Annotated in this window: 10 protein-coding genes; 7 read left to right on the plus strand and 3 right to left on the minus strand. The window is 66.9% G+C overall.

Annotation, left to right across the window (positions count from 1 at the left end):
• Positions 1–69 precede the first annotated feature (69 nt).
• Positions 70–876 (minus strand): CDP-alcohol phosphatidyltransferase family protein, encoded by an 807-nt coding sequence (locus AADI75_RS06175; RefSeq protein WP_341208174.1) that lies wholly within the window; start codon positions 874–876, stop codon positions 70–72.
• 195 nt (positions 877–1,071) lie between these two features.
• On the opposite strand from AADI75_RS06175, the gene AADI75_RS06180 reads away from it, so the two are divergent.
• From AADI75_RS06180 to AADI75_RS06200, 5 genes are all read left to right on the plus strand, one after another.
• A complete protein-coding gene (locus tag AADI75_RS06180) occupies positions 1,072–2,178 on the plus strand; it encodes an inositol-3-phosphate synthase (protein WP_341208175.1) in 1,107 nt (368 codons plus the stop codon).
• 12 nt (positions 2,179–2,190) lie between these two features.
• Entirely contained in the window at positions 2,191–2,922 is a 732-nt protein-coding gene (locus AADI75_RS06185) for an NTP transferase domain-containing protein (protein WP_341208164.1), read from the plus strand.
• An 89-nt stretch (positions 2,923–3,011) separates the two neighbouring features.
• Entirely contained in the window at positions 3,012–3,203 is a 192-nt protein-coding gene (locus AADI75_RS06190; protein WP_341208165.1) for a hypothetical protein, read from the plus strand.
• Positions 3,204–3,307: 104 nt separating this feature from the next.
• Positions 3,308–3,622 carry a hypothetical protein gene (locus AADI75_RS06195; RefSeq protein WP_341208166.1) on the plus strand — a complete coding sequence of 105 codons (315 nt, stop codon included), beginning with the start codon at positions 3,308–3,310 and terminating at the stop codon, positions 3,620–3,622.
• Positions 3,623–3,625: 3 nt separating this feature from the next.
• Complete coding sequence (locus AADI75_RS06200) at positions 3,626–4,777, plus strand: saccharopine dehydrogenase NADP-binding domain-containing protein (RefSeq protein WP_341208167.1); 1,152 nt, start codon at positions 3,626–3,628, stop codon at positions 4,775–4,777.
• Between the two features lie 130 nt (positions 4,778–4,907).
• Here AADI75_RS06200 and AADI75_RS06205 read toward each other — a convergent pair whose 3' ends face one another.
• Both AADI75_RS06205 and AADI75_RS06210 read right to left on the minus strand, forming a co-directional pair.
• A complete protein-coding gene (locus tag AADI75_RS06205; RefSeq protein WP_341208168.1) occupies positions 4,908–8,009 on the minus strand; it encodes a PAS domain-containing protein in 3,102 nt (1,033 codons plus the stop codon).
• A 75-nt stretch (positions 8,010–8,084) separates the two neighbouring features.
• Positions 8,085–9,947 carry a PDZ domain-containing protein gene (locus AADI75_RS06210; protein WP_341208169.1) on the minus strand — a complete coding sequence of 621 codons (1,863 nt, stop codon included), beginning with the start codon at positions 9,945–9,947 and terminating at the stop codon, positions 8,085–8,087.
• 170 nt (positions 9,948–10,117) lie between these two features.
• On the opposite strand from AADI75_RS06210, the gene AADI75_RS06215 reads away from it, so the two are divergent.
• Together AADI75_RS06215 and AADI75_RS06220 are read left to right on the plus strand one after the other, a co-directional pair.
• Positions 10,118–11,125 carry an SDR family oxidoreductase gene (locus AADI75_RS06215; RefSeq protein WP_341208170.1) on the plus strand — a complete coding sequence of 336 codons (1,008 nt, stop codon included), beginning with the start codon at positions 10,118–10,120 and terminating at the stop codon, positions 11,123–11,125.
• A 78-nt stretch (positions 11,126–11,203) separates the two neighbouring features.
• Positions 11,204–11,578, plus strand: a complete 375-nt coding sequence (locus AADI75_RS06220) for a response regulator (RefSeq protein WP_341208171.1) — start codon at positions 11,204–11,206, stop codon at positions 11,576–11,578.
• The last annotated feature ends 360 nt before the right edge of the window (positions 11,579–11,938 follow it).

Raw genomic sequence — 11,938 nt, forward strand, 5'->3', positions numbered from 1 at the left:
CCTCCCTATAATCTTCGGCCTATGATCTTCCGCGCCAACCCGCTGTCGTGCGGGCGGGTTCCGGCAGCGTCATTGATGGCCATCCGCGATCAGCGCCGCGATCCGCCGCCCCAGATAGGCGGCCTGCATGATCGCCAGCACCAGTCCGATGTTGAGGACCACGATCTCGATCAGGAAGAACCACAAAGGCGTCCCCGCGATCATGCTCAGCCCCAACAGGATCGTGCGCGGGTTGGCGCCCAGCGCCGCCAGCAGCGGCAGCGCGCGCGACCCGATCGAGCGCGCGATCGCCGCGATCCGTCGCCGCTCGGGCGGATCCGCCTCAGCGCTCGCCACCAGCGCGTTGACGCGCTGCGTCGGGCGTGACAGCGCGTGCCACACGCTGAGATAAAGGTTGGACAGCGCTACCCCGATCCCGCGCCCGTCTGCCTTCGCATTCTGCAGCCACGGCGTATTGTACGCCCACCATTGATAGGTCCGTCGCTGGCTCTCTGCGAACACCGATTGCACTGCGCGGCTCAGCCCCGCAGCGATCGCGATGGGCCACGCGATCCAGCCCACGGTGTCGTCCAGCGTCCCCGCCAACAACAGATAGAGCACGCCATGCCCGGCATAGTCGCACAGGCCGTCGACGATCTCGCCCGACGGCGAAGCCCGCCCCGACATCCGCGCGAGCGCACCGTCCGCGCCGTCGACGACATGCCACCCGCAATGCAGCGCGAAGGCGACCGCGATCGCCATCGGGGTCGCGACCCAGGCGTAGAGCACCGCGGTCACCATCACCATTACCGCGCCCGCGATCGACACCATGTTCGGCGTCACCGGAGTCGGCACCAGCGCCTTCGCCAGCCGATGCGCCAGCGGATGGTACAGCACCCTGTTCAAAAAACCTTGCAGCTCACGCGGCTTTCCCGCCACAGCCGTTTCAGATTCGTTCACGCGGTCCCTCGCGAGATTGCCCCGGTGCGCCTATACAGCGCATCGGCTCGCTTGACAGATGCCACGTATCTGTCACGAAGCGGCAACGTAAAATGGCTTTTCGTCCGACTAAGCGTCGGCAAGTGGGGTAGAATGGCGACGATCAAGGTTGCGGTTATCGGTGTCGGCAACTGCGCAAGCAGCCTAATTCAGGGTAAATATCACTATGCCGGCAGCAATACCGCCGCGGGCCTGATCCACGAGGACATCGGTGGATACAAGGTCAGCGATCTGGAATTCGTCGCTGCCTTCGATGTCGACTCGCGCAAGGTCGGGCTTGATCTGGGTGAAGCCATCTTCGCGAAGCCGAATTGCACCAAGGTCTTCCATGCCGACGTGCCCAAGACCGGCACGATCGTGAAGATGGGCGCCAAGCTGGACGGCGTCGCGCCGCACATGCTGACCGCCGCCAACGATCGCGGTTTCGAGATCAACGACACCCGCGATGCCGAGAGGGCGGAGATCATTGCCGAGCTGAAGAACTCGGGTGCGGAGATCCTCGTGAACTTTCTGCCGGTCGGCAGCCAGGACGCGACCGAATTCTACATGGAGTGCGCGCTTGAGGCCGGCCTCGGCGTCGTCAACTGCATGCCCGTGTTCATCGCGTCGCGCCCGGAGTGGGAGAAGAAGTTCGCCGACGCCGGCCTGCCGATCATCGGCGACGACGTGAAGGCGCAGGTCGGGGCGACGATCGTTCACCGCGTGCTGTCGAACCTGTTCGGCCAGCGCGGCGTGACGATCGATCACACCTATCAGCTCAACACCGGCGGCAACACCGACTTCATGAACATGCTCGACCGCAACCGGCTGGCGAGCAAGAAGGAGTCGAAGACCGAGGCGGTGCAGGCGGTGATCGCCGAGCGGCTGGCGGACGAGAACATCCACGTCGGCCCGTCGGACTACATCCCCTGGCTGGGCGACAACAAGCTGTGCTTCCTGCGGCTTGAGGGCGACCTGTTCGGCGGCGTGCCGATGAATCTCGAGCTGCGCCTGTCGGTCGAAGATTCGCCGAACTCGGCGGCGGTCGTGGTCGATGCGATCCGCTGCGTGAAGCTAGGGATGGAGCGTGGGATCGGTGGCGCGCTGGAAGGCCCGTCGGCGTTCTTCTGCAAGCACCCGCCGCAGCAGGTGACCGACGATGTGGCGGCCGCGATGACCAACGAGTTCATCCACGCCGACGCACGCCTCGCCGCCGAATAAGGCCCTTCGACCTTGCACGCGCTGATCGTCGCGGCCGGCTATGGCAGCCGGCTGCGCGAGGTGTCACCCTCGAAACCGCTGACGCTGGTGAACGGCGTCGCGTTGATCGAGCGCGTGCTGCGCGCCGCCTGCGCAGGCGGCGTCACCGACGTCACCGTCGTCACCGGCCATGAAGCGGAGCGGCTCGAACGCCATCTGGCGCTGGCCGCCGCGACGCTCGACCTGCCGGTGCGCTGCGTGCGTACCCCCGACTGGTCGCTGTCGAACGGCCATTCGGTGCTGACCGGCGCGGAGGCGATCGGTGCGCGGCGACATCTGTTGATGATGGCCGACCATCTCGTCGATCCCGCGCTGATCGCCTCTGTGATCGCAGCGCCCGAGGCGGCGCTGACGCTCGGCGTCGACTGTCGGCTCGACAATCCGCTCGTCGACATGGACGACGTCACGCGCGTGCGGGCGGAGGACGACCGGATCGTCGCGATCGGCAAGCACCTGCCCGACTATAATTGCTTCGACACCGGCGTTTTCGCGGTCGATGCCCGCTTCCACGATGCGCTGCGTGCCTCGATCGCGGCGGGCGGCCCGGGATCGATCTCGGCCGGGGTTCAGGCGCTCGCACAGCGCGGGGACGCCAAAGTGCTCGACATCGGTGACGCCTGGTGGCTCGACGTCGACGACGCCCGCGCCTTGGCGCAGGCCGAGGCGGCGCTGTCGACGCGCGACGCGCATCAGCACGCGGCCTGACAGCAACAAAACCTCACCTTCCAGCCCGGAACACGCCCGCAACACAGGTTATTACACCCGACGATTGTTTTGATCGCCGGAGAACAGCCATGTCGCACGACCATCGCCCGATCGGCCAGCGCAGCAGCGCCGGCTGGCCTGCCCTGCTCGCAATCTGCGTCCTGATCGTAGGCGTCCTCTATCTGACGCTCGGCCGCAACGAACCCGCCGCTCGCGTCAAACCCGCCACCGGAACGGCGCAGGCAATGGCGCTCGCCGCGGAACAGCCCGCGCAGCGATAGTCTCCCCGTTGTCCCGAACTTGATCCGGGACCGCGCCTTTCTGGCCCGTAAAGGAACAACGGCGGCCAACGGATCGTCACCCCAACCCGCGCGTTCCCCCAACCATGACCGACCCCGTCGACCCCCAGCATCGCCGCCGGACCGCCTTCGACAAGGACACCGGCAAGTTCGGACAGGGCTACACGCTTGACGAGGAGCGCAAGCTCGCCGCCGACATGCCCGCCGGCTCCGTATCTAACCGACCGTCGCAGCTCGCTCCTTCGGAAGGCGATGCAGGTCGCCGCGCCTCGTTCGACCCTGCAACGGGCGCGGTCCGCGGTAGCGGCGCAAGCGCCGGCGGCGGTCATGACGGCGAGGACCCGAGCGACGATCGCCCCGGCGGCTCCGGCGCACCACTGACGGGTGTCGGCAAAGACTGACGTTTGGCGTCCGAGTTCGACATCATCCTGTTCGGCGCGACCGGCTTCACCGGCAAGCTGGTCGCCGACTGTCTCGCGCAGCGTGATCCCGATGGGCTACACTGGGCGATCGCTGGGCGCGCTGCCGACAAGCTCGCTGCGGCCCGCGACGAACTCGCGATCGACGTTCCTATCGTTATCGCGGACAGTCACGACGCCGCCGCGCTGGAGGCGATGTGCCGCCGAACCGCGGTCGTCATCAGCACCGTTGGACCGTATCAGCTCCACGGGAGCAAGCTGATTGCCGCCTGTGCCGCGACCGGCACCGCCTATGTCGATCTGTGCGGCGAACCGGCATGGATGCGTCGGATGATCGACGCGCACCACGAGGAGGCGCAGCGCAGTGGCGCCCGAATCGTCTTCTCGTGCGGCTTTGATTCGATCCCGTTCGATCTTGGCGTGTTGACCTTGCAGGAGGCCGCGCTCGCCCGCTTCGGCACGCCGGTTCCGCGGATCAAGGCGCGTGTCCGGCACATGAAGGGTGGCTTCTCCGGCGGCACCGCGGCCAGCCTCAAGGCGACGCTCGCCGCCGCCGCGCGCCAGCCGTCGCTTTTGGGGCTGCTCCGCGACCCGTTCGCGCTCACCCCGGGCCATGCTGGCCCGCCTCAGCCGGGCAGCCTGCTTCCCGAGTACGACCCGACGCTCCAGTCTTGGGTCGCGCCGTTCATCATGGCGCCGATCAACACCAAGAACGTCCACCGTACCAATTTCCTGCTAGGCTACCGCTGGGGCGATCTGGTCTATGACGAGATGGTGGTCGCCGGGCTGGGCGATCTCGGCAAGGCCGCGGCAGAGGCGCTGGCCAAACTCAATCCCTTCGCGGGCGACAAGGGTCCGAAGCCCGGCGAAGGCCCCTCGAAGGAAGAGCGCGACACCGGCCATTTCGACATCCTCTTCGCCGGGCTGATGCCCGACGGCACACGGATCGACGCGGTCGTCACCGGCGACAGCGATCCCGGTTACGGCTGTACGTCGAAGATGCTGGCGGAAAGCGCTTTGTGCCTGCTCCGCGACGTTGACACCGCGGGCGGTATCTGGACGCCGGGCGCGATCATGGGCGCGCCGCTCCGCCAACGCCTGATCGCGCGCGCCGGGATGACCTTCACCGCGGGTTGAAGTGTCGCCCCGAACTCGACCCGCAAAAAGCTCATCTCCTTCACGTAGGGGTTGGAATAGGGCTAGTTCGCCAGCGTTCGGCGTCCGGAAGATGCCCATTCCCGGCCTCCCCTGAAGGGAAGGCGTGAACCTAAACCATGTCCCCCTCACCCTCGCGCGCAACTTCGCGCTCGGCCTCCACGTCCAGCAATGCCAACAGCTCCCGCGCACCATATGGCTTGGCGAGCAGATGCATGTTCGGCTCCTGCACCTCAACCGCACCGATGTCCCCGCTCGCCACAACGATCCGGATCCCGGGATGCAGTTCCGCCGCACGGCTCGCGAGTTCCAACCCCGACGATCCAGGCAGGTGCACGTCGGTGACCAGCACGTCGATCGGCGCGGTCTGCAACGCCGCCATCGCCTCCTCGGCACTCGCGGCATCGACCACGACATGCCCCGCCTCTTGCAACACCTCGGCGGTCGCACTGCGGATCAGCATATCGTCCTCGACCAACAGGATCGTACGCCGCTCACTCGTCGGCTCGGCGACGCGCGGCATCGGCTGCGGGCGCGGCGCGACGCTCTCGCGGCGCTGCCCCTGCTGGGCAAGGACATGCCGCACCTTCCGCGCCAGCGCCTCGCGCGTGTACGGCTTGGACAGCAGTTCGACGCCCGCATCCAGTCGTCCGCCATGCACGATCGAATTCTCGGTATAGCCGCTGGTGAACAATACCGCGATGTCGGGCAGCCGCTCTCGCGCCTTGCGGGCCATCTCCGGGCTCTTCATCGCCCCCGGCATCACCACGTCGGTAAAGAGCAGGTCGATCGCGATGCCACTCTCGACGACGCTCAGCGCGCTCTGCGCATCCACTGCCTTGAGCACGCGATAGCCGAGATCGCCCAGCATCTCGACCACGGTGGCGCGGACCTCGTCATCGTCCTCCACAACCAGCACCGTCTCGGTGCCGCCCGCGATCGGGCCATTGTCGAGCACCACCTCGACGTCCTCGCGCTCCATCGCCCGCGGCAGATAGAGGCGGATCGTCGTGCCGTGCCCAGGCTCCGAATAGATGTTCACATGCCCGCCGGACTGTTTGACGAAGCCATAGACCATCGACAGTCCCAGCCCCGAGCCCTTGCCCTCCGCCTTGGTGGAGAAGAACGGTTCGAACACCTTGGCGACGACGTCGTCGGACATGCCGCAGCCGGTATCGCTCACCGCCAGCATGACATACTGCCCCGGCTCGACCTCGTCGTGGCGGCGCGCATAATCGTCGTCGAGATGCGCGTTCGCCAGCTCGATCGTCAGCTTGCCCTGCCCCTCCATCGCGTCGCGCGCGTTGATCGCCAGGTTCAGCAGCGCATTCTCGATCTGGCCCGGATCGATGAACGTGTTCCACAGCCCGCCGCCGAAGATCGTCTCGACCTCAATCCCCTCGCCGATCGCGCGGCGCAGCATATCGTCCATTCCGCGCACGAAGCGGGTGACGTTGACAACCTTGGGCTCCAGCGCCTGCCGCCGCCCGAACGCCAGCAATTGCGACGCCAGCCGCGATCCGCGTGACACGCCCGCCAGCGCGTTCGCCACCCGCGTTTCGGCGCGCTCGTTGCCCGCAATATCCTTTTGCAGCAGCTGGAGATTGCCGGAGACGACCTGCAGCAGATTGTTGAAGTCGTGCGCGACGCCGCCGGTCAGCTTGCCGACCGTCTCCATCTTCTGCGCCTGCGCCAGCTTGCGCTCGGCGGAGTGGCGCGACGCGATCTCCTCGATCACCCGCGTCTCCAGCGTCTCGTTGAGCTGGCGGAGCTGATCCTCGGCACGCTCACGGTGACGCACCTGTCGTTCGAGCTGCTCGGCATGATCGCGCAACGCCGCCTCGGCGGCGCGCTGGTGCGTGATGTCGGTATGGACGCCGACCCATTCCGCGACATCACCCTTCGCATCGATCCGCGGCACCGCCCGCACCGCAAACGTCCGCCACGTCCCGCAATGGCGGCGGACGCGGTGTTCGAACACGAAGGTCGACTTCGACTCGACCGCCTTGCGCCACGCCGTCACGGTCGGCTGCGCGTCGTCGGGGTGGACGGCGTCGGCCCAGCCATAGCCCTGATATTGCTCGGGTGTCTGCCCGGTCAGCATCGCCCAGCCGAGCTGCTCACCGACCATCCGGCCGTCGGCGTCGTTGGTCCACAGCACGCCATGCATTGCCTCCATCGCGGCGCGGAAGCGCGCGTTGCTGGCGTGGAGCGCCTCCTCGCGGCGCACCCGCTCCTCGACATCGAGCACGATCACCTGGAAACCAAGCACGTCGCCCGCAGCCCCGAAGCGCGGCAGATACCGGATGTCGGCGCGCCGCCACGATCCGTCGCCGTGCTGGATCAGCGAATCCTCGACAATCGTCTCGCCGGCCAGCGCGCGCTCCATCGCCGGGCGGCGGCGCTCAAAATTTTCCGCGCCGATCACGTCACGGGTGTGGCGACCGATCACGTCGTCCGCGCCGATGCCGAACCACTCGTAATAATGCTGGTTGGCGTAACGATAGACCAGATCGCGATCGATAAACGACACCAGCAGCGGCAGCGCATCGGTAACCGTGCGCAGCTCGGTCTCGCTGGCGGCCAGCCGCCGCTCCAGCAGCAGCCGCGTGGTATTGTCGATCACCGTGCACAGCACGCCACCGGACTTGCCGTCGCTTTCGAGGACCGGCGTGTAGAACAGGTCGAAGAACAATTCGGTCGCTACGCCCTGGCGGATCAGCGTCAGCGGCTGATCACGGTAGCTGACCACCTCGCCCGTCAGCCCACGATCGATAATCGCGCGGTTCCATTCGTCGATTTCGGGGAACACCGCCGCGGCAGCCTTCCCCATTCCGCCGGGGTGCCGCGCGCCCATGATCTCGCGGTAGGCGTCATTGTAGAGCAGCACGCCGTCGCGCCCCCACATCAGCACCTTGGGCACTGGCGAGTTGACGACGTTCGCCACCGTCACGCGCAGCGTCGGCGACCAGCGCTCGATCGGCCCCAACGCATGGCGTGACCAGTCGCTGTCGCGGATTATCGCGCCGCACTCGCCGCCGCCCACGGGCCAGCCGCGCAACACCTCGCGCGACGACCCGCCATCGCGCAGCAGCTTCAGCGCCGTGCGCACGACCTCGCTGGCGTTGCCGTAGTCGCCCGTGGCCAGACTGTCGGTGACGAAGGCCTCCAGCTCGGGGGTGAGCGAAACATTGCGCGATTGACGTTGGGCCATGATGCGAATGTCTGCCTCGCTCCACCCTGTGTCAATGAGTGACACAAGGGTTCTGACGTAGATTGAATAGGTTAATTATCCTTCAATCCACCCGGCGCGGAAAGCGCGCTGTTTGGCGCTCAGTCTGCCGCCGGTCGCCTCGACCCGCACGATCTCGAGGCGGGGATCGGGAAGGGCGCGGACGCTGCGCTGCTGCTCGACGCCCCGTCGCGCGAAGCGTATCGTCACTGTCTGCCCCGGTGTCAGCCGCTCCAGCGTTGACGTCCATCCGCTCGCATCGACAACCACCCCACCATCGATCGCGACGATCTGATCGCCCGCGTCGAGCCCCGCCACGTCGAGCGGCGAGCCCGGCACCGGCGCGGCGGCGAGGAGCATTCCGCCCGGAATAACATGCGCTTCGGGTGCGCCGATCCAGCCGTGCCGCGGCGCAGCCGGCCGCAGCACCAGCCCGGCCTGCGCCAGCAGCGGTGCGAAATCGGGCAAGCCGCTGGCATTCACCGAATTTGTGAAGAAACCGTCGGCAAAGGCGGCGTCGCCGGTGACGACCGCAAGACCGCGCCTCAGGTCGTCGGGCGTGTACGGGCGCTCGGTGCGGCCGAAGGTTTGCCACATGTACCGCATGAGGTCGTCGAGCGAGCGCTTGGGAAAGCGCTGCCGGATCGACAAATCCAGCGCCAGCGCAACGACTTGACCATAGGAGTAATAAGACAGGAACACGTCGGGCGCGACCGGGTCGACCGAGGTCGCCGCGTCGGCAAAGGGTGCGCGCAGGCTCATCTCCTGCGGCCCGCCGTTGCGCCGTGCGGGCGAAAATAACACCGTGTTGAGCGCTCCGGTGGTCGTTTTTGCCCAATTATCGATGTCAGTGAGGCCGGCCCGGCGCAGCATCAGCGGCCCATAATAATTGGTGAAGCCTTCCGCGAACCACAGCGACGGCGTGGCATCGGCGCGGGTGAAGTCGAACGGCTCCAGCTCGCGCGGGCGCAACCGCTCGACGTTCCAGGCATGGAAGAATTCGTGCGAGATCGTCGAAAGCTGCCCGGCGTTGCTGCCGTCGAGCGGGGTGGGCGTGGTCACCACCGTCGAGTTGCGATGCTCCATCCCGTCGCCCGACACCTGCGGCATGTAATCGGCGAGGAAGGTGTAGCTGCCATAATCGAAGCGCGGCCATTCGCCGAACAGCTTGCGGTGCTGCGGGATCAATTGCTTCACCTGCGCCGCCAGCCGGTCGACATCGGCGGCCGAACCGCCGTGATGCACCGCCAGCCGGATCGTGTAGCGCTGCTTGCCCTCGCCGACCGGCCATTCGCGGATCTCCTGCCGCGCCACCTCGATCGGGCTGTCCATCAGATATTGCAGGTCGGGCGCGGAAAAGGTGTTCGATTGCCCCGCCACGACCGGCAATTGCGTTGCGATCGTCCAGCCCGCGTCGGGCGACACGATCCGCACGCGTACCGGCGCGGCGTCGAAGCCGGTCGCCCACATCAGCGTCGCGGGCGGATTGAGGTGCGCATGTTGCGTGTCGATCTGCACGTAGGTGCCGTCGCCGCGATTGCCGAACAGCGTGTAGCTGACCACCACCGTCCCGTCGTGTCCGGCGACGCTCCAGCCATAGGGATCGCTGCGCGTCAGCGGCAAGGGTCGCCCGGCGCCGTCGCGCGCGGTGACCGCATAGACGTTCTTGGCGAATTCGTGGAGCGCGTAGCGGCCGGGCGACGAGCGCGCCATCTGCACGCGCAGCGGCCCGGCCGGCACGCCGCGAAACGTCGCGACGATCTGCGCGCGATGATGCGCCGCATCGGGGAAGGACAGGTCGTAACGAACCTCGCGCGCCGGTTGCGCGACCCCCGGCGTCGCCAAGAACAGCCCGCCTGCCATCATCATTGCCGCCATCCGCACGTCCGTCTCCTCCGCCGCCAGCCGCTCCTTGAGCACGGGCGGCGCACCGCGGCAATCACCCGTGCCGCACGCGAATCTTCAACGGGGATGAACCGATGGCGACACGGCGGGTTACGAAGACAGGTTCGCACAATAATGGAACGCCATACGATGCCCGATCCGCGCCCCGCGCCGCCGCGTCCGACGTCCGCGACAGATGGCCGCCGATGACCCCGACGCTCAAGCCGCTTGCCGATCAGGTCATTGTCATCACCGGCGCCAGCTCCGGGATCGGGCTCGTCACCGCACGGCTGGCCGCCAAGCGCGGTGCCCGCGTCGTGCTGGTGTCGCGTGACGGCGATGCGCTGGTGCGGATCGTGCGCGAGATCAGCGAGGCCGGTGGCCACGCCGATTTCGCGATCGCCGACGTCGGCGATCTGCGCGACGTGCAACGCGCGGCGGCGAAGGCGGTCGAGCGCTTCGGCCGCATCGACACATGGGTCAACGATGCTGGCGTCGCAATCTATGCCAAATTGCTCGACACGCCGATGGACGAGCATGAAAAGCTGCTGCGCACCAATTATTTCGGGACGGTCCACGGTTGCCTGACCGCGGTCGAGCACCTGCAACGCGCGGGCGGCGCGCTCATCACGATCGGTTCGATCGTCTCCGACATCCCCAGCCCCGGCATGGGTGCCTACGCCGCCAGCAAGCATGCGGTGAAGGGCTATATCGACTCGCTGCGGATCGAGATCAACGCCGATCGCCTGCCGATCTCGGTGACGCTCATCAAGCCATCGGGGATCGACACGCCGATCGCCGACCACGCTGCCAATGATCTGGACGGCGCGGCGCTGCTCCCGCCGCCGGTCTACGATCCCGAACTGGTCGCCGAGGCGATCCTCGACGCGGCACAGCATCGTCGCCGCGACGTGACGGTCGGCGGAACCGGACGGCTGGAGGTACTGACCGCGCAGCATTTTCCCGGACTGCTCGACCGGCTGGGCGGCACGCTGCTGCCGTGGCTGCGCGATCCGAAGCGCGCGCCCAGCCGCCACGACAATCTCGCCGCGCCGGTCGCCAATGGCGAGGAGCGTTCGCAGGACCAGCACGGTCGTCGCCTCAGTGTCTATGAGACCGCCGGCCGTCATCCGCTCGCCACCGCCACCGCCGCCGGAGCGGCGATGGGGCTGGCCGCGCTGGCCTTTCTGGGTCAGCGCCGGCTTGACCGATAGGCGGAGAGCCGGGATGTCTGTGTCGATCGCCAACAGGGGTCAGATGATTTTGTCCGACGAACGATGCGATGAAATGACATGAGCGCCGGGTCGCCCACCACGGTGCTGATCGTCGAGGACGAGTTGTTCGTGCGCATGATCGGCGCCGACGCGCTGGAGGAAGCGGGTTATGCGGTGATCGAGGCCGCGAGCGCCGACGAGGCGCTGGCGGTGTTGGAGGAGGCAGACAATGTCGAGGTGCTGTTCACCGACATCAGGATGCCCGGAACGATGGACGGACTGAAGCTGGCCGAAATCGTCCACGAACGCTGGCCGGGCATCCGCATCCTGCTCACCTCGGGCGATATGCGCCCGTCGCGTAACGACATTCCCGACGACGGGCGCTTCCTCGCCAAACCGTATCGCTTCGAAAGCCTGTCGCGCGAGCTGACGACGCTGCTCGACAGCCGCTGATAGATCGGTGCCATCGTCGCCCCGGCATTGATCTGGGGCGACGGTTCTTTTTCACCGAAGCAGAAGAAGAAGCGGGATCCCGGATCACGTCCGCGATGACGGACCGATTGGCGGCAGGAGTTTCGTGCCTCTGTGCGAACAACCCGTTCTCGTGACGCCCCCAGCGTACCGACCGCTCTTGCGCCCCCGCCCCGCGCCACCTATGTCTTCGGCAACGCGGGCGCCCTTGTGGCGCCCCGCTTCGCGCGCCTTTCCTTTTTTCGTCTTCTCGGCTAAGGCCGCGCGCACTCAACGCGAAAGAGATCCCGTTTGGCGAAAGAAGAACTCCTCGAGATGCGCGGGCAGGTGGTGGAACTGCTC

This window comes from uncultured Sphingomonas sp. (genome assembly GCF_964021865.1).
In the GTDB taxonomy this organism is placed as follows: domain Bacteria; phylum Pseudomonadota; class Alphaproteobacteria; order Sphingomonadales; family Sphingomonadaceae; genus Sphingomonas.